16 protein-coding genes are annotated in these 17,004 nt (G+C 40.4%); 3 read left to right on the top strand and 13 right to left on the bottom strand.

The features are described 5' to 3' along the window. Positions 1-101: 101 nt before the first annotated feature. Together ABN212_RS10780 and ABN212_RS10775 are read left to right on the top strand one after the other, a co-directional pair. Complete coding sequence (locus tag ABN212_RS10780; RefSeq protein ID WP_198620093.1) at positions 102-1,574, top strand: glycosyltransferase family 39 protein; 1,473 nt, start codon at positions 102-104, stop codon at positions 1,572-1,574. Positions 1,575-1,576: 2 nt separating this feature from the next. Further along, positions 1,577-2,125 carry a GNAT family N-acetyltransferase gene (locus ABN212_RS10775; protein ID WP_198620092.1) on the top strand — a complete coding sequence of 183 codons (549 nt, stop codon included), beginning with the start codon at positions 1,577-1,579 and terminating at the stop codon, positions 2,123-2,125. Positions 2,126-2,174: 49 nt separating this feature from the next. Here the strand turns inward: ABN212_RS10775 and ABN212_RS10770 are convergent, their stop codons facing one another. The 13 genes from ABN212_RS10770 to greB form a co-directional block, all read right to left on the bottom strand. After that, the gene (locus ABN212_RS10770; protein ID WP_198620091.1) at positions 2,175-2,486 is read right to left on the bottom strand and encodes a monooxygenase; all 312 of its coding nucleotides are present in this window, start codon (positions 2,484-2,486) and stop codon (positions 2,175-2,177) included. Between the two features lie 80 nt (positions 2,487-2,566). Continuing rightward, positions 2,567-3,925 carry an NCS2 family permease gene (locus ABN212_RS10765; RefSeq protein ID WP_196534089.1) on the bottom strand — a complete coding sequence of 453 codons (1,359 nt, stop codon included), beginning with the start codon at positions 3,923-3,925 and terminating at the stop codon, positions 2,567-2,569. Between the two features lie 127 nt (positions 3,926-4,052). Further along, positions 4,053-4,805, bottom strand: a complete 753-nt coding sequence (locus tag ABN212_RS10760) for an amino acid ABC transporter permease (protein ID WP_349443208.1) — start codon at positions 4,803-4,805, stop codon at positions 4,053-4,055. A 2-nt stretch (positions 4,806-4,807) separates the two neighbouring features. Beyond that, on the bottom strand, positions 4,808-5,545 hold the full coding sequence (locus ABN212_RS10755) for an amino acid ABC transporter permease (RefSeq protein WP_198620089.1): 738 nt from the start codon (positions 5,543-5,545) through the stop codon (positions 4,808-4,810). 107 nt (positions 5,546-5,652) lie between these two features. Beyond that, a complete protein-coding gene (locus ABN212_RS10750; RefSeq protein ID WP_198626294.1) occupies positions 5,653-6,492 on the bottom strand; it encodes an ABC transporter substrate-binding protein in 840 nt (279 codons plus the stop codon). A 214-nt stretch (positions 6,493-6,706) separates the two neighbouring features. Then, positions 6,707-7,441, bottom strand: coding sequence for a phosphate signaling complex protein PhoU (gene phoU / locus ABN212_RS10745; protein ID WP_198620087.1), 735 nt, complete (start codon positions 7,439-7,441; stop codon positions 6,707-6,709). 14 nt (positions 7,442-7,455) lie between these two features. Next, positions 7,456-8,232, bottom strand: coding sequence for a phosphate ABC transporter ATP-binding protein PstB (pstB, locus tag ABN212_RS10740; RefSeq protein WP_006534565.1), 777 nt, complete (start codon positions 8,230-8,232; stop codon positions 7,456-7,458). A gap of 29 nt (positions 8,233-8,261) precedes the next feature. Beyond that, positions 8,262-9,164: a phosphate ABC transporter permease PstA gene (gene pstA, locus ABN212_RS10735; RefSeq protein WP_109373688.1), complete on the bottom strand. Its 903-nt coding sequence runs from the start codon at positions 9,162-9,164 to the stop codon at positions 8,262-8,264. Between the two features lies 1 nt (position 9,165). Next, the gene (gene pstC / locus ABN212_RS10730; RefSeq protein ID WP_109373687.1) at positions 9,166-10,125 is read right to left on the bottom strand and encodes a phosphate ABC transporter permease PstC; all 960 of its coding nucleotides are present in this window, start codon (positions 10,123-10,125) and stop codon (positions 9,166-9,168) included. A 76-nt stretch (positions 10,126-10,201) separates the two neighbouring features. Next, the gene (gene pstS, locus ABN212_RS10725) at positions 10,202-11,242 is read right to left on the bottom strand and encodes a phosphate ABC transporter substrate-binding protein PstS (RefSeq protein ID WP_109373686.1); all 1,041 of its coding nucleotides are present in this window, start codon (positions 11,240-11,242) and stop codon (positions 10,202-10,204) included. 213 nt (positions 11,243-11,455) lie between these two features. After that, a complete protein-coding gene (gene envZ, locus ABN212_RS10720) occupies positions 11,456-12,796 on the bottom strand; it encodes a two-component system sensor histidine kinase EnvZ (RefSeq protein WP_198626295.1) in 1,341 nt (446 codons plus the stop codon). Further along, positions 12,793-13,515: an osmolarity response regulator transcription factor OmpR gene (ompR, locus tag ABN212_RS10715; protein WP_198620084.1), complete on the bottom strand. Its 723-nt coding sequence runs from the start codon at positions 13,513-13,515 to the stop codon at positions 12,793-12,795. The genes envZ and ompR overlap by 4 nt, the downstream gene beginning before the upstream one ends. 149 nt (positions 13,516-13,664) lie before the next feature. Next, positions 13,665-14,144 (bottom strand): transcription elongation factor GreB, encoded by a 480-nt coding sequence (gene greB, locus ABN212_RS10710; protein WP_109373684.1) that lies wholly within the window; start codon positions 14,142-14,144, stop codon positions 13,665-13,667. 181 nt (positions 14,145-14,325) lie between these two features. Here greB and ABN212_RS10705 point away from each other — a divergent pair, with 181 nt between their 5' ends. After that, a complete protein-coding gene (locus tag ABN212_RS10705) occupies positions 14,326-16,665 on the top strand; it encodes a Tex family protein (RefSeq protein WP_198632409.1) in 2,340 nt (779 codons plus the stop codon). Positions 16,666-17,004: the final 339 nt, after the last annotated feature.

The raw sequence follows: 17,004 nt of genomic DNA, 5'->3' as shown, positions 1-17,004 counted from the left end.
TTTGCTCACGTACAATGTGCGGTTCATTTCACTATACTTTACTGTGTTGTGACGTCAATTAACGACTAAATTAAATTAATTAACTTAAATTTCTATTTATTATGACATTATCATCTGCACAATTACGTAAACCAGTATATTGGTGGGTTATTGGTTATGCGACTCTTTGGATCTTAGTGAGTTATCTCTTTGACCCTACCGTGCCTTATGATGCCGTTGAGGCTGTCAATTGGGGCACTAACGGAGGGTGGGGCTCCCCCAAAAATCCTTGGTTTGTGGGTTTTATAATGACACCCGCTATTTACGGCGGTATCGATTTTAGCTTTTATTGGTATTTTATCCACTTTATTGTCATTGCTGTTGGGCTACTAGGCGTTTGGAACTTAGCCTACAAGTTGACACAAAATACGAACTTAGCTTGGTTTGCTATGTTGGCGCTTAATTTATCTGGTGTTATCAACTTTGATATTATCCCTTATAACGATAACTATATTCTAGTTGGTTGTTGGGCATGGGCGTTCTATTTTTTCCTTTGTGCGATTAATGATAATCAAAAGTATTGGATTGGCTTCGCTATCGCTATGGGCATTGCCACAATGGGGAAGTATTCATCATTAGCTTTTATCGGTTCTGTGTTTTTATCAAGCCTTTTTGTGCCTAAAGTTCGAGCAAGCTATTGTTCTCCTTATTTCTATTTAGCATTAGCTATTTGGTTTGCTTTTGTTATTCCCAATTTTATTTGGTTATGGCAAACCGACTTTGCAGCGTTTAAGTGGGTCGACTCACAAATTGAAAATCGTTTTAATTTACGTACAACGCGTGCTGCGCTGACCGTTTTTTACCCTGTGGTTTTAATGTGGGGAATTTTACGTTTTTATGGTGGACGTGTAAGTTGGTCTGCTTCTAAAGATAGCCAATTACTCAATTTTATTTTTCTGTTTCCATTAACGATTATTTTTATCTGGTTTAGTTTTCATGAAGGGGGGCGTATCAGCGAGTGGTTACAACCCTTTATGTCGATTGCGACTGCACTTTTTGTGGGCTCAATTAGTGTAATGCCTAAACGTTCATTACGTGGCGCACTGTATGGTTTAGGTGTTTTTGGTATGTTGGTTGTTTCTGGTTATACAGTCGTTCAAGCCGCTAATGTGCGTAATGCAGGACAAAAATTTATTGGCGTAAAAAACTTTGTGCAAGATGTTGAACAAGCTTGGCATCAACATTATCACACGCCACTTGCGTATGTGGGCGGTGAGTATATGCATGAATGGGTGACTTTTTATGGTAAAGATAGACCATTATCTTCACAGCCTTGGGTGTTAGAAGAGAATGTGCAACCTCCTAATATTTATAATCGACATATTACACTTCAACAATTAGAAGAAAAAGGTGTCGTATTGGTGAGTGAAGTTGGTTATTACTGTGAAAAAGCACATTTTGATGAAGGATTAAAGCACTGGCCGAGTTTAAAAATAGCCGATACTCAAGAGATAATGTTCCGTGCTGAACCAGATGCCATTACTGAGCCTGTTTGTATTGCTTTTGTGGCTCCAAAAACACATAAGGAAAAGTAGAGATGCGTTACGCTGATATTCGGGTCGAAACAGAAAGATTGATATTGCGTCCCTTTGAAATGGGGGATGCTGAAGATTGGTTTAAGATCATGAGTTCACCTGAAGTGACGCGCTACTGGAGCCATCTCCCTTGGCAATCACTGCAAGAAGCGCAGGAAGATATTATTCAAGATATCACTCATATGGAAAGAAAAGAGTATCTGCGCTTAGCGGTAATTGATAAGGCAACACATACATTAATGGGAATGTGTGTTTTCTTTAACCATTATCCTAATTCACGACGTGGCGAAATAGGGTATTGCCTTGATACAATTTATCAAGGAAAAGGCATGATGAAAGAAGCTATGGTGGCGTTTATTGAGTATCTCCATACACATCTATCTGTTCGCCGTTTAGAAGCGGATATCCACCCAGATAATAAAGCATCAGCTGCGTTGTTAGCGAAATTAGGTTTTGAACAAGAAGGGTATCTTAAACAGCGTTGGATTGTGGGTGATGAAGTGTCTGATTCTGCTATTTTTGGGTTGTTATTGCCCACCAAAGTAGAGTAATTGCAGAAAATAGAAAGGCACAAGTGAGATATAACACTTGTGCTTGTCGCTACTTAGCCAAAAAAGAGGCTTGATTTTTTAAGCTTAACGCCTGATTTACTGAAAAAATATCACCACGTACTTCTGGAATACCAAAAGATTTTAATCGAGCACTGTGTTTATCTAAATAAGCTTGAGCGTTTTCTTTTGAATCAAAAAGATAAATACCTCCCGCTTTTTGTGTTTCTTTATTTTCAGTCCAAATTTTCCAAATAAAGCCAGGCTCTTGGTTGATTGATGCAGATAATGTATCCATGGCTTGTGTCATTTCATCACCGAAAGGGCCATGATACGGGAAATCTACTTGTAGAAGCACGTGCATAATCACCTCTTTTCTTATAAAAAACGGCACGTTATTGGTGCCGTTTTGTCTGTATCATAATGATCTTAATTTATTGAGTATTAGAATAAATTATTCAAATCAATAACATGAGTATCAATCAGTAATATTTTTAAAATAAACAGTAGTGAAACAATCACAACACACAGGTTAATTTCTTTCCAGCGGAAAGTCCCTATTTTCATCACACAATAGGCAATAAAACCAAGCGCAATACCTTCGGTGATTGAGAAGCTAAATGGCATCATTACCGCAGTGATAAAGGCAGGAACTGATTCTGTTAAGTCATCCCATTTCACGCGCGTTAAACTTGATGTCATTAACACACCCACATAAATCAATGCACCAGCCGTTGCGTAGCTTGGCACCATGCCTGCAAGTGGTGATAGGAAGATAGCGAGTAGGAAAAGAATACCAACAACAACCGCGGTTAAGCCTGTACGGCCACCAACAGAAACCCCTGAAGTGCTTTCGATAAAGGCAGTGACAGAAGATGTACCCATTGCAGAGCCTGCAACAGAACTTAAGCTATCGACGTATAACGCTTGTTTCATGCGTGGAAATTTGCCTTTGTCATCGGTTAGACCCGCTTTATCTGTTACACCAATTAATGTGCCTGATGAGTCAAATAAGTTAACCAACATAAAGGCAAAAATAACACCAGAAAGACCAATATCTAAAGCACCGACAATATCCACTTTGCCAACAACAGTGGTGATAGAAGGCGGCATAGCAAAGATGCCTTGATATTGAACATCCCCTAAGAGAAGACCAATAACAGTGGTGATAACAATTGAGATAAGAATTGCGGCGTGAATATTACGTGCGGCAAGAATGGCGATAATAAAAAAGCCTAAGGCACCTAATAACACGTTATGAGAGGCAAAGTTACCAATAGTGACGATGGTGTCATTATTCGGAATAATAATACCCGAGTTTTTTAGCCCCATCATGGCGATAAACAGCCCGATACCGCTCGTAATACCAACACGTAAACTCAATGGGATATGGGCAATTATCCAATAACGAATACGAAAGAGGGTCAGTAAAAATAGTCCTACTGCACCCCAGAAAATCGCACCCATCGCGACTTCCCATGAATAGCCCATTGCGCCAACGACGACAAAGGCAAAGAAGGCGTTTAGACCCATTGCAGGGGCAACCGCAATAGGTAAATTTGCAACGAGTCCCATTAAAATACTGCCGAAAGCTGCAATTAAGCAGGTCGTCACGAAGACGGCTTTGATATCCATATTCGCAGCAGCGAGGATTTGAGGGTTAACGAAGATAATATAAACCATCGTTAAGAAAGTCGTGATACCCGCAATTAGTTCAGTGCGAGCGTTTGTACCGTGTTCTTGTAGCTTAAACACACGTTGGAGCAAACCCTGTGAACCAGAATTTGGTGATGACATGCTCATAGACAAAAGATCCCAAAAAAAATGTTTTTCGCTTTATCCTACACAAATAAAACCAGAACCGCACCTAAAAAAGTAATCGATTGCGTCTGTAAGGGATGAAATCTAGAAAATGAGTGCTTTTGAGTGATTAACCTAAACGTTTCTCAATGAATTTCTGTTTTTTAACAGGAAAGATTATTTGCCAAAAAGGACGTTTCTCTTTTTGTGTTGAAAATAATTTAGCTACTCTATTGGCAATAATTTCTAATGAGAAACAGAGAACAAAATAGATGAAGGCCACAAATAGAAAGACTTCCATTGGATAAACCATGCTGCGATTATTAACTTGTGTTGCTAAGAAAGAAAGTTCACCTACACCCACCACATAGGCTAATGAAGTATCTTTAATTAAGGCTATCCACTGATTTATAAATGAAGGCACCATCATTCGCAATGCTTGCGGTAATACGATATGCCATAGGACTTGCCAACGATTAAATCCTAAAGATAATCCTGCCTGCCATTGCCCTTTCCCTATTGCCAAAATACCCGCTTTGACACCGTGCGCAATATAAGACGATGTAATCAACGCGAGAGCACAAATCACGGTCGTGATTTCAGGAATTTCCATTCCCAATACAACGGGCAATAGAAAATAGACCCAAAATATCAACATAATCACAGGAATAGCACGGAAAAAGCCTAAAAAAGCCGCAAAAAGGTTAACCCATACACCTCTGAGCATAGCCAGTGCAATACCACCCAATGTACCCAAAATAATAGATGCAATACCCGCAATGATACTGATAAAGACGGTCAGCGCTGCGCCTTCTAAAGGCCCGTCAGGATAAGCGCCGAAGAGTAGGTACTGCCAGTTATCAGCAATAACAGTAAAGTCCATATTTAATACCCTTGTGCTAATTTACGTTGCTGATGCCATTGTCCCCACGCTTCCATCAAGGCTATTGCTGCAATATAAAGAATGGTTGCGACACCAAAGGCTTCAAAGGTACGTAATGATTCGGTTTCAACTTGTCTTGATGCGTAAGAAAGCTCCGCAACACCAATAGCCATAGTCAGTGATGAGTTTTTTATCACATTCATGTATTGACCCAGCAAAGGAGGCAGAGCAATACGAAAGGCTTGAGGTAAAATCACATAACGCATAGATTGCCACTGTGTTAACCCTAGTGCTAAAGAGGCATATTTTTGCCCTTGTTTAACACCTTGAATACCGGCTCTTAGCTCTTCGGCAATAAATGGGGTTGAGTAAAATGTCAGACCTACAATGCCAGCTAAAAACTCAAAAGAAGGCCAAGCAAGCGTTAATCCTAGAAAGGAAATTTCATGAGGCGTATTTAGCCACATCATGGCACTTTGCGGCAGAATTTCTCCTGATGCGAAATACCAGAAGAACAACTGCACTAACAGTGGTGTATTACGGAACAGTGAAGTATAAGCAGTGGCTAACCAGCGTAATGGTACAAAAGCGCTATCTCTTGCAGCACTGAGGGCAAAGCTCATTAATGTTGCAATGACAATAGTCCAAAAAGAGATAAGCAAGGTGATTAGAAAACCGTTCCAAAGCCAGCTTAAATAGTGTGGCTCAAGAAGGTAATGTGAAAGAAATTGCTCAAACATATAATAAACCTATTGCAGACACCAAACCCCGCAGAAGCGGGGTAGGTGTTTTAATAAAGGAATAACTTTGTTTTTAATGAGAGAAGAAAGTTATTACGCTTTAAGGATCAAGATTGTGGTGTTTGCTCTGATAATGGAGCAAATTTGAAATCGCCACGAGGTTGCGCTGATTTTGTTTCAGGGCCAAACCAACGATTGTAGATTTCGCCTGCTTTGCCTTCTTTTTCTAATCTTAATAGCGTGTTGTTGATTTCGTTGATTAAGCGATCTTCGCCTTTAGCGGCGGCTACCGCTTGGTATTCACGCGTAATGCTAAACGGTGAGATTTCAAAGTCAGTTTTTACAGCATCAGGTAAATTTGCTAATAAACCCACGAGTTTTGCATCATCTTGCGTGATAGCTTGTACGTTACCATTGCGTAATGCAGCGAAAGCGAGTGGTGTATCGTCATAAGAGATAACTTTGGTGTCAGGATAGCGTTCACGTAAAGTGATTTCTTGTACGGTACCTTTATCAGCACCAATACGCAGTGAGTGGATTTGTTCAGGTTTGGTTAAAACACCTTTGCGTGCAATGAATTTTTGCCCTGTTGCAAAGTAAGGTACAGAGAAATCGACTTGTTTAGCGCGTTCATCCGTGATGGTGAAGTTAGCCGCGATCAAATCGACTTTTTTTGAGCTTAACAGTGGAATACGGTTTGCTGGATTAGTTGGACGTAGTTCCAGTTTTACACCTAAATCTTTGGCGATCTCGTTGGCGATATCCGCATCATAACCTGCGAGTTTTTTGGTTTGAGGATCAATAAAGCCAAAAGGAGGATTGCTATCAAAAATCGCGATACGTACTACACCTGCTTTTTTTATATCATCGAGTTTATCTGCTTTTGCAATACCAGAGAAAAGCACAGAGCCTGCAATTAATGCGGTTACCAAAACACGTAATTTCATATTCACCCCAAAGAAAAAGAATTATCATCGTTATGTTGGATATCACGCTATCAAGTTGATCTAAGTTCATAAAATAATAAAAATTGATATCGATATGCTTTTAAGGAATAAGGTGAGAAAAAGCGTTGAGCTAGAACGGTATTAATTTATGAGAGAATAAAAAAACAGCGACATAAACGTCGCTGTTTTGAAGAGAAGAAAAAGAGGGAGAAATTTATTTAGAGGTGTTGTTGTCGTCGTTTTTTGTCAGCATTCTTTCTACTTGATCACCACCAAGATGGCGGAAATCATGACCTTTCACGTAATAGAAAATAAATTCACAAATGTTCTGGCAACGATCGCCAATACGTTCAATAGAACGAGCACAAAATAAAGCGGTTAGCACACTTGGAATGGTGCGAGGATCTTCCATCATATAAGTCATTAACTGGCGGACGATACCTTCATACTCATTATCAATTTTTTCATCTTCACGATAGATACGCACTGCTTCATCGACATCCATACGGGCAAAAGCATCAAGAACATCGTGCAGCATTTGTATGGCGTGTTGACCTAACGATTCTAAGCTCACAAGCAGAGGTTGATGCTGGTGTGAAAACTTTTCAAGCGCAGTTTTACAGATTTTTTCAGCAACATCACCAATACGTTCTAATTCAGCGATCGTTTTTGATATTGCCATAATTAAACGTAAGTCACTCGCTGTTGGTTGACGCTTAGCAATAATTCGCATACACGCATCATCAATGGCGACTTCCATCATATTAACGTTATGGTCACCTTGGATCACTTCATTTGCCAAGGCTTGGTCTTGGTTATGCATTGCCATAATGGCTTTTTTCAGTTGCTCTTCAACAAGCCCCCCCATAACCATAAGCTCAGTGCGGATATGCTCTAACTCAGCATTAAATTGACCAGAAATATGCTTATTGTGATTTAAATTATCCATTAATTGCCTCGTTATCAGCCATAACGCCCAGTGATGTAATCTTCAGTTTGTTTTTTCGCAGGACGCGTAAATAACGTATCCGTATCGCTAAACTCGATTAATTCGCCTAAATACATAAATGCAGTGTAATCAGAACAACGTGCGGCTTGTTGCATGTTATGTGTCACGATAACCACGGTATATTCTGATTTGAGTTCACTAATCAGCTCCTCTATACGACCAGTAGAGATAGGGTCGAGAGCAGAACAAGGTTCATCCAGTAATAAAACTTCAGGACGGATTGCGATACCACGAGCGATGCATAAACGCTGTTGCTGACCACCAGAGAGACTATATCCACTCTGATGTAATTTATCTTTGGTTTCGTTCCATAATGCGGCTTTGGTCAACGCCCATTGAACGCGCTCATCCATATCAGCACGAGAGAGCTTTTCAAATAAGCGGACACCAAAGGCAATATTGTCATAAATAGACATTGGGAATGGTGTTGGCTTTTGGAATACCATCCCAACTTTGGCGCGTAATAGTGCGATATCTTGCTTATCTGTCAGGATATTGTTGCCATCTAACAGAATTTCACCTTCAGCACGTTGTTCACCATAAAGCTCATACATTTTATTAAAAGTACGCAGTAAGGTCGATTTACCACAGCCAGAAGGGCCGATAAATGCCGTCACCTTATTTTTGGCAATATCTAAAGAGATATTTTTCAGCGCATGGAATTTACCGTAGTAGAAGTTCAAATCACGAACTTGAATTTTATTTCCTGCGTTATCATTAGCCATAATCATTCAACGTCTCTCTTGCTTAACTTTCTGCGTTAACCGTGCTTGCGTTTAGCAAACAGCACGCGCGCAATAATATTGATAAATAGAACACAGAGGGTGATAAGTAATACGCCAGCCCAAGCAAGCTCTTGCCATTGTGCAAAAGGACTCATGGCGAACTTAAAGATAGTCACAGGTAAGTTAGCTATCGGTTCGTTTAAGTCTGTGCTCCAGAATTGATTTGATAGTGAAGTAAATAACAGTGGGGCAGTTTCACCTGCAATACGTGCAATCGCTAATAACACACCTGTGATAATGCCTGATACCGAGGCTTTTAAGGTGATTTTAGAGATCATCTTCCACTTTGGTGTGCCTAATGCGTAAGCGGCTTCACGCAAGCTATCTGGCACTAACTTCAACATATTTTCAGTGGTACGAATAACAATAGGAATTTGCAGTAACGCTAATGCGATAATTCCAGCCCATCCTGAAAAGTGCTGCATCTGTGCAACAACAATGGTGTAGACAAAGAGTCCGACAACGATTGATGGTGCTGACAGCAAAATATCGTTAATAAAACGGGTAGTTTCAGCAAGCCATGAACGACGACCATATTCAGCAAGATAAATCCCTGCAAGAATACCTAACGGTGTTCCAATAACTGTCGCCCATAAAATTAGTAATCCACTACCGACAATGGCGTTCGCCAATCCACCACCATCAGTATTTGGCGGAGGCGTCATTTCAGTAAAAAGGGCTAACGACATGCCATCAAAGCCTTTTGTGAACGTAGAGAATAAAATCCACGTTAACCAAAAAAGACCAAATGCCATGGTAGAGACTGATAAAAACAGCGCGATACGGTTTTTTTGACGGCGCCAAAGTTGGCGTTTATGGCGTACACGCAATTCACTTTCTGTTTGAACTTGTAATGAAGAAGAGGATGTTTTGGACATATTAACGCGCTCCTTCATTCTTAGATAAACGTAATGTCATAAACTTAGAAATCGCAAGGACGATAAAGGTAATGACAAACAAGATAAGCCCTAATTCCATCAATGCCGCAGTATGTAACCCCGTTTCGGCTTCCGCAAATTCGTTGGCTAATGCAGAGGTAATACTGTTACCTGGCATAAACAGTGAGGCTGAATCTAATTGGTAGGTATTACCGATGATAAAGGTTACCGCCATGGTTTCACCTAAGGCGCGACCTAATCCCAACATAACACCACCAATCACCCCATTACGGGTATAAGGCAGAACGATATTCCAAATCACTTCCCATGTTGTACAGCCAATGCCGTAGGCAGATTCTTTCATCATAACGGGAGTCTGTTCAAACACATCACGCATCACAGAAGCAATATAAGGAATGATCATGATAGCGAGGATAACACCTGCAGCTAAGATACCAATACCAAAAGCAGGGCCAGAGAAAAGCTCGCCAACGATAGGAATGGAGGACATCACATTACCTACAGGCTCTTGGAAATAGGTTGCAAAGAGTGGTGCGAAGACAAACAGCCCCCACATACCATAAACAATACTAGGAATAGCGGCGAGTAACTCGATAGCAATACCTAATGGGCGTTTTAACCAGTTAGGCGCTAATTCGGTTAAGAAAAGGGCGATACCAAAACTGACAGGCACCGCAATAACCAATGCGATTATCGAGGTCACAATGGTGCCGTAAATAGGCACTAATGCACCAAATTCCTGTGCAGGAGGATCCCACTCTTTCGACCATAAGAATGAAAGGCCGAATTGTTGAATACTTGGCCATGAGGCGAAAATCAGTGAAACAATGATACCTGTTAAAAGCAAAAGCGTAATCAACGCAGCTAGGCGAACTAGTGCGCTGAAAATAACGTCCCCTCGTTTACTAGGGGCCTTTATTACCGTTGTGTGCTCGGCCATAAAGCCTCTTTTAATTTATTACCCCCTGTTTGTCAGGGGGTGAACGTTAACTTATCTCTTAATGGTTGCCGTTTTATTAGTAAATCGGTTTACCATTACTGTCTTTGATACTTGTTTTCCATGCTGCACGAATTTGCTCTACAACTTCGGTTGGCAATACTGCGTAATCTAGGTTTTTCGCTTCCTGATTACCTTTGTCGTAAGCCCAGTTGAAGAAATTCAGTACTTCTTTACCTTTTACGGCATCTTTTTGTGTTTGATGCACTAAGATAAAGGTGGTTGAAGTAATCGGCCATGCGTTTTCACCTTTCTGGTTAGTCAGGTCTTGTGCAAAGCTTTTGCTCCAATCAATTTTTCTTGCTGCGGCACTAAAACTGTCAGCTGTTGGTGCGATTGCCTCGCCATCAGCTGTGACTAATTTAGTATAAGCAAGATTGTTTTGTTTCGCGTAAGCATATTCAACATAACCAATTGAACCTGGTACACGTTGAACGAATGCCGCGATACCATCATTCCCTTTTCCACCTAAGCCTGTCGGCCATTTTACGGTAGAGCCTGCGCCTACTTCATCTTTCCATGCACTATTTACTTTTGATAAGTAGCTAGTGAAAACGAATGATGTACCTGAACCATCAGCACGGCGAATAACCGCGATATTTTGGTCTGGTAATTTTACGCCTGGATTGAGTTTTGTAATGGCAGGGTCATTCCATTTCTGGATCTTACCTAGATAGATATTACCAATAGTGTCGCCATCTAAGGTCAGTTCACCTGATTTGATACCAGGAATATTGACTGCCATAACAACGCCACCAATCACGGTAGGGAATTGGAATAAACCGTCAGCTTGTAATTTGTCGTCTGCTAATGGCGCATCAGAAGCACCAAAATCAACAGTATTTGCAATGATTTGTTTAACACCACCAGAGGAGCCAATGCCTTGGTAGTTAATTTTGTTACCCGTTTCTTTCTGATAGGAATCTGCCCATTTAGCATAAACTGGGGCAGGGAACGTTGCGCCAGCACCAGTCAGTGAGGTCGTTGCCTGTGCAGAAAGAGCGGTCATTGAAAACGCAGCGGCAATGACACTAGTCAGGGTGGTACGCATCAGTTTCATAATCCCTCCTGTGGGATAGGTAGAATAATTTTCGACATCTATCAACTTCGGTTACGGTACGCACAGACAATAGGTCAGTTTGATGACAATTAAATGTCTTAATTGTGACAGTTTTATGACAAAGCGAAAAAATGATGAAATATTTATAGGAGGAGAGAAATGAGAATAGAAATGGTGTAATAAAATGCACTTCAATATTTGAAATAGAGTGGGCTAATCATTCTCGTCTTCACGTTCTTTTAATGGGAAGTTAGCTCGAATTAATAATCCGCCTTTAACGCTATCATCAAGTTCAACATAGCCACCGTGGGCATCCATGATACGGCGAATAATGGATAATCCTAAACCCGCACCCGTTGAGCTTCGAGCTTGTTCGCCCTGAACAAAAGGTTGGAAAAGACGTTGTCTATCTTCTTGTGGAATACCTGGGCCATCATCTTCTACTTGAAACCATGCATATTCTTCATTTTTCCCACTCGAAACACTGACCCAACCATTACCATAGCGATTGGCATTGACAATCATATTGGCAAGGGCGCGTTTTACTGCAATAGGGTTGGCGGTGATATTAATGGGTTCAGGATGAAGATGTTCTTCACTGATTTTTCCTAAATTAGATTCAGCTGAAATGACTTCTTGTAATAGATTATTCATATCACACAGTTCTAAAGACATCTCTTTACCTGTGCGCATATAGTCTAAGAATTGCCCAATAATGGCATCACAATCTTCGATATCTTTATTGATAGAGTCTGCGAGGTAACTATCTTCGGGACTCATCATTTCAGTTGCTAGACGAATTCGAGTCAGTGGTGTACGTAAGTCATGGCTAACACCTGCCATAACAAGCGTTCTATCATTATCCAGCGAGCGAATACCTGATGACATCTGGTTAAAAGCACGAATAATTGAGCGCATTTCAGAAGAGCCAGATTCAGGAATAGGAGGAGGAATAACGCCTTTTCCGATACGACGCGCAGCGTACTCTACTTCATTAAGTGGGCGATTTTGAAAACGATTATAAAGCCAGAAAAAAGCGACAACGATAATAATGAAAATAATCGCTTGTCGGTAAACAGGCAGTAAGAAGTTTTGCCCTAATTCAGTGAGTGGAACACGGATCCAAAGTGAGGGGGACATATGCGTATTAACCCATAGCACAGGGTATTCTAGCGTGTTTTCAACCCAGATCTCTGTTTTTCCTCCCAGATATTCAGACATCTGTTCACTTAATTCATCATTGATTTTGGCCCAATAGAGTCCTTCCTCAAGCGCGGCTTCTTTATCAAAAAAAGAGATACCGAGTTCGGTATAGATTTTATTGCGTAAAGCAGGGGAGATTTTTAGCGGGGTGCCGTCTACTAGGATCAGTTCTTCAGGCATTAAAGTGCGTATTTCATACGCTAAAACTTTATTAAATTGCTGAAGGCTTGGCCCAACAATAAGGTGTTGCACAACGATATAACTGGCTATCAAGCTAAAAAAAAGTAGCGAGATAACCAGAAATAACGAGCGTGTCAGTTTATTGTGGGGTGAAAGCCTCAGCCTTCTCATTGAACGCTGGTTCCATCAGGAACGAAGACGTAGCCGAGTCCCCAAACTGTTTGAATATAGCGAGGATGTGTTGGGTCCTCTTCAATCATGCGACGTAAACGTGAAATTTGGACATCGATTGAACGCTCCATCGCACTGTATTCACGACCACGCGCAAGGCTCATTAATTTATCACGAGAAAGTGGTTCACGAGGGTGAGATACCAGTACTTTCAATACGGCGAATTCACCACTTGTCAGAGGCATATGCTCTTCTTCGTGGAACATTTCACGCGTACCAAGGTTTAGCTTGAACTTACCAAAAGAGATAATGGTGTTATCTTGTGAAGGTGCGCCAGGCAATTCATTTGCTTGACGACGAAGAACTGCGCGAATACGTGCTAGTAGTTCTCTTGGATTAAAGGGTTTTGAGATGTAATCATCAGCACCGATTTCAAGTCCAACAATTCTATCAACCTCTTCCCCTTTCGCAGTAACCATAATAATAGGAATAGGGTTGTTTTGGCTTCTTAAGCGGCGGCAAATAGATAGGCCATCTTCACCAGGAAGCATTAAATCGAGCACAATAAGATGGATAGATTCGCGAGTGAGCAGACGATCCATCTGATCGGCGTTTGCAGCAGTACGGATTTGAAAACCCTGCTCTGTCAAATAGCGCTCTAAGAGTGAACGCAGACGTAAATCATCATCCACGATTAGCACTTTATAACTTTCTTGCATTTTTTAAGCTCCCGAAGTGCAAATGCTTTTATTAGCGAATTCTATCATTGATAAGAATATTAAACCAAAACCAAAGAATAAATGTTAATAATTTATAGATAAAACTTGTTCATTAGCTCTAGTAAAGGGGATAAAACTATTTATTTATCTTATTCTGAATGATATTTGATAGATAATACGCAGTAATTAACTTCACCACCTGGTGTCTGCACGCTAATTTCATCATCAACTTGCTTACCAATAAGCGCTCTGGCAACAGGGGAATCAATAGAAATCCACTGTTTTGCTGGATCAAATTCATCGGGGCCCACAAGCCTAAAGGTTTTGACATTTTCGTCATTATCTTCAAGCGTGACCCAAGCACCGAAATAGACTTTTCCTTCTTGGCGAGGATCTGGGTCAACAATTTTTAGTTCATCAAGACGCTTTGATAAAAAACGAACACGCCTATCAATTTCACGTAATCGCTTCTTTCCATAAATATATTCAGCATTTTCTGAACGGTCACCTTGTGCCGCTGCTTCTGAAACCGATTGTGTGACACGCGGGCGCTCTTCTTTCCAAAGATATTTTAGCTCTTTATCTAAGGCATACCAGCCATCACGAGTAATATAGTTACTTTTTGCCATTACGAATAAAAACTATCATCAACATTGAATTTCATAAAGGTACTATAGCGTGAATGTTAAAATAATCTGTTAATTTCCTCATAATTGTCGAGCTAGATAGGAAATTTGCCAAATTTTTTTAATGCTCTGCGTGTATAATAGCCATCTTTTTTAACTATTCCTCTCGGTAGGTAAATATTTTATGAATGAATCATTAAGCCGAATTATTGCAGATGAGCTCTCTGTTAAGCCCCAGCAAGTCCTTTCGGCTATAACGTTACTGGATGAAGGGAATACGGTGCCATTTGTTGCCCGTTATCGTAAAGAGGTCACAGGCGGATTAGATGATACGCAATTACGTCAATTAGAAACTCGCCTCAGTTACTTACGGGAACTCAACGATCGCCGCCAAACAATTTTAAAATCAATTGAAGAACAAGGAAAACTGACACCAGAACTGCGCTCTTCAATTAATGAAACTCAAAGTAAAACAGAACTGGAAGATCTCTATCTTCCTTATAAGCCTAAGCGCCGTACTCGTGGTCAGATAGCGATTGAAAATGGATTAGAACCCTTAGCGGATTTACTGTGGAATGAACCACAAAATAATCCAGAAGAAGCGGCAACCGCTTATATCAACGCAGAAAAAGGTATTGATGACACCAAAGCCGCTTTAGATGGCGCACGTTATATTTTGATGGAACGTTTTTCAGAAGATGCGGGATTATTAGCAAAAGTTCGCCAATATTTATGGAAAAATGCGCATCTTGTTGCCAAAGTGATTGAGGGTAAAGAAGCTGAAGGGGCGAAGTTTAGTGATTATTTTGATCACCATGAGCCTATCGCTAATGTTCCCTCTCACCGCGCATTAGCTATGTTTCGTGGTCGTAACGAAGGTATTCTTCAATTATCACTTAATCCAGATCCGCAATTTGAAGAAGCACCCAAAGAGAGCTACGGTGAACAACTGGTTACAGAGCATTTAGGGTTACGTTTAAATAATCAACCTGCGGATAGTTGGCGTAAAGCTGTCGTAAGCTGGACTTGGCGTATAAAAGTTTTAATGCATATTGAAACCGAATTAATGAGCCAACTACGCGAAAAAGCGGAAGAAGAAGCAATTAATGTTTTTGCACGTAATCTTAATGATTTGTTGATGGCAGCGCCTGCTGGCATGCGTGCCACAATGGGGCTTGATCCAGGTTTACGTACAGGTGTTAAAGTTGCAGTTGTTGATAGCACCGGCAAATTAATTGCTACAGATACAATTTATCCACATACAGGACAAGCGGATAAAGCGGCGGCAAGTGTAGCTGCGTTATGTATTAAGCATAATGTTGAATTAGTGGCGATTGGTAATGGTACGGCGTCTCGTGAAACAGAGCGATTTTTTGCTGAAACAGTAAAACGCTATCCAGAAGTGAAAGCGCAAAAAGTGATTGTTAGTGAAGCGGGCGCATCGGTATATTCAGCGTCAGAGCTTGCTGCTAATGAATTCCCTGATTTAGATGTTTCTATCCGTGGTGCGGTTTCTATCGCGCGTCGCTTACAAGATCCTCTGGCTGAACTTGTAAAAATTGATCCTAAGTCAATTGGTGTGGGTCAATATCAGCATGATGTTAGCCAAACATTATTAGCGAGAAAACTTGATACTGTCGTTGAAGACTGTGTGAATGGTGTTGGTGTTGACTTAAATACAGCATCAGTACCGTTACTAACGCGTGTTGCAGGGCTTAGCCAATCTATTGCTCAAAATATTATTAGCTGGCGCGATGAAAACGGTCGTTTTGTTGATAGAAAACAGTTACTCAAAGTGGCACGTTTAGGGCCGAAAGCCTTTGAACAATGTGCCGGTTTCCTACGTATTCGAGATGGTAAAAACCCGCTTGATGCTTCAACGGTTCACCCTGAAGCGTATCCTATTGTTGAAAATATTCTGCAATCTACCCATCAGAAAATTGATGATTTAATGGGTAATAGCGCTTTAATTTCACAAATAGATGCAAGAGCATTTATTACAGAGCAGTTTGGTCTGCCAACGATTAATGATATTTTAAAAGAGTTAGCAAAACCAGGGCGCGACCCACGTCCAGAGTTTAAAACGGCGACTTTCGCTGAAGGTGTCGAAACGATGAATGACTTAGTTAGTGGCATGATCCTTGAAGGGACTGTGACCAACGTGACTAATTTCGGTGCATTCGTTGATATCGGTGTACACCAAGATGGCTTGGTTCATATCTCTTCTTTAGCAGATCGATTTATTGAAGATCCACATACTGTGGTGAAAACTGGAGATATTGTTAAAGTTAAAGTTCTTGAGGTTGATTTAGCTCGTAAGCGCATCGCACTGACTATGCGTTTAGATGAAGTCGCGGGTGATAGTGATAAAAAACCATCATCATCAAATACCACGAATTCTGTTAGAAATAACAAAGGGCAAAAACCAGCTCGTAATAACCGTCAGCCAATGAATAATGGTAATAATGCAGGAAATAGCGCAATGGGTGATGCTTTAGCAGCAGCTTTTGGGAAAAAACGCTAATCGCTAATAGTGCATTTATTGCTATCGCATTAGTGAGTAAAAAGAACGAAAATAATGAGCGTGATATAATCAATATTGGTTATATCGCGTTTTTTATTACATATGATTTAGATGTTTTCTTTAGATGAAAATATTTATAAGAACTAATTAAATAGCAAAGTAATATAAATTCTCTTCCATTTTTTTATAGGTTTAATTTTAAACTGACTTAAGGGATATTGAAAAAATAATAGATAAAGCATTCTCTGTTTTATCTCTATATTTATTTGTTATTATTTTTATCATCCATCTTCTATTCTCCCCATCGCTGATTGCCTTTATATTATCAAATAAGGGTTG

The sequence above is a fragment of the Proteus genomosp. 6 genome (assembly GCF_040139785.1).
Classification (GTDB): Bacteria; Pseudomonadota; Gammaproteobacteria; order Enterobacterales; family Enterobacteriaceae; genus Proteus.
The sequence above is the reverse complement of the archived record's forward strand: the minus strand, read 5'-3'. Positions and strand labels throughout refer to the sequence as shown.

Excerpts from the sequence above, each read along its gene's own strand:
- ABN212_RS10780 (WP_198620093.1), top strand. The coding sequence starts at position 102 with ATGACATTATCATCTGCACAATTACGTAAACCAGTATATTGGTGGGTT.
- ABN212_RS10775 (WP_198620092.1), top strand. The coding sequence starts at position 1,577 with ATGCGTTACGCTGATATTCGGGTCGAAACAGAAAGATTGATATTGCGT.
- ABN212_RS10770 (WP_198620091.1), bottom strand. The coding sequence starts at position 2,486 with ATGCACGTGCTTCTACAAGTAGATTTCCCGTATCATGGCCCTTTCGGT.
- ABN212_RS10765 (WP_196534089.1), bottom strand. The coding sequence starts at position 3,925 with ATGAGCATGTCATCACCAAATTCTGGTTCACAGGGTTTGCTCCAACGT.
- ABN212_RS10760 (WP_349443208.1), bottom strand. The coding sequence starts at position 4,805 with ATGGACTTTACTGTTATTGCTGATAACTGGCAGTACCTACTCTTCGGC.
- ABN212_RS10755 (WP_198620089.1), bottom strand. The coding sequence starts at position 5,545 with ATGTTTGAGCAATTTCTTTCACATTACCTTCTTGAGCCACACTATTTA.
- ABN212_RS10750 (WP_198626294.1), bottom strand. The coding sequence starts at position 6,492 with ATGAAATTACGTGTTTTGGTAACCGCATTAATTGCAGGCTCTGTGCTT.
- phoU (WP_198620087.1), bottom strand. The coding sequence starts at position 7,441 with ATGGATAATTTAAATCACAATAAGCATATTTCTGGTCAATTTAATGCT.
- pstB (WP_006534565.1), bottom strand. The coding sequence starts at position 8,232 with ATGATTATGGCTAATGATAACGCAGGAAATAAAATTCAAGTTCGTGAT.
- pstA (WP_109373688.1), bottom strand. The coding sequence starts at position 9,164 with ATGTCCAAAACATCCTCTTCTTCATTACAAGTTCAAACAGAAAGTGAA.
- pstC (WP_109373687.1), bottom strand. The coding sequence starts at position 10,125 with ATGGCCGAGCACACAACGGTAATAAAGGCCCCTAGTAAACGAGGGGAC.
- pstS (WP_109373686.1), bottom strand. The coding sequence starts at position 11,242 with ATGAAACTGATGCGTACCACCCTGACTAGTGTCATTGCCGCTGCGTTT.
- envZ (WP_198626295.1), bottom strand. The coding sequence starts at position 12,796 with ATGAGAAGGCTGAGGCTTTCACCCCACAATAAACTGACACGCTCGTTA.
- ompR (WP_198620084.1), bottom strand. The coding sequence starts at position 13,515 with ATGCAAGAAAGTTATAAAGTGCTAATCGTGGATGATGATTTACGTCTG.
- greB (WP_109373684.1), bottom strand. The coding sequence starts at position 14,144 with ATGGCAAAAAGTAACTATATTACTCGTGATGGCTGGTATGCCTTAGAT.
- ABN212_RS10705 (WP_198632409.1), top strand. The coding sequence starts at position 14,326 with ATGAATGAATCATTAAGCCGAATTATTGCAGATGAGCTCTCTGTTAAG.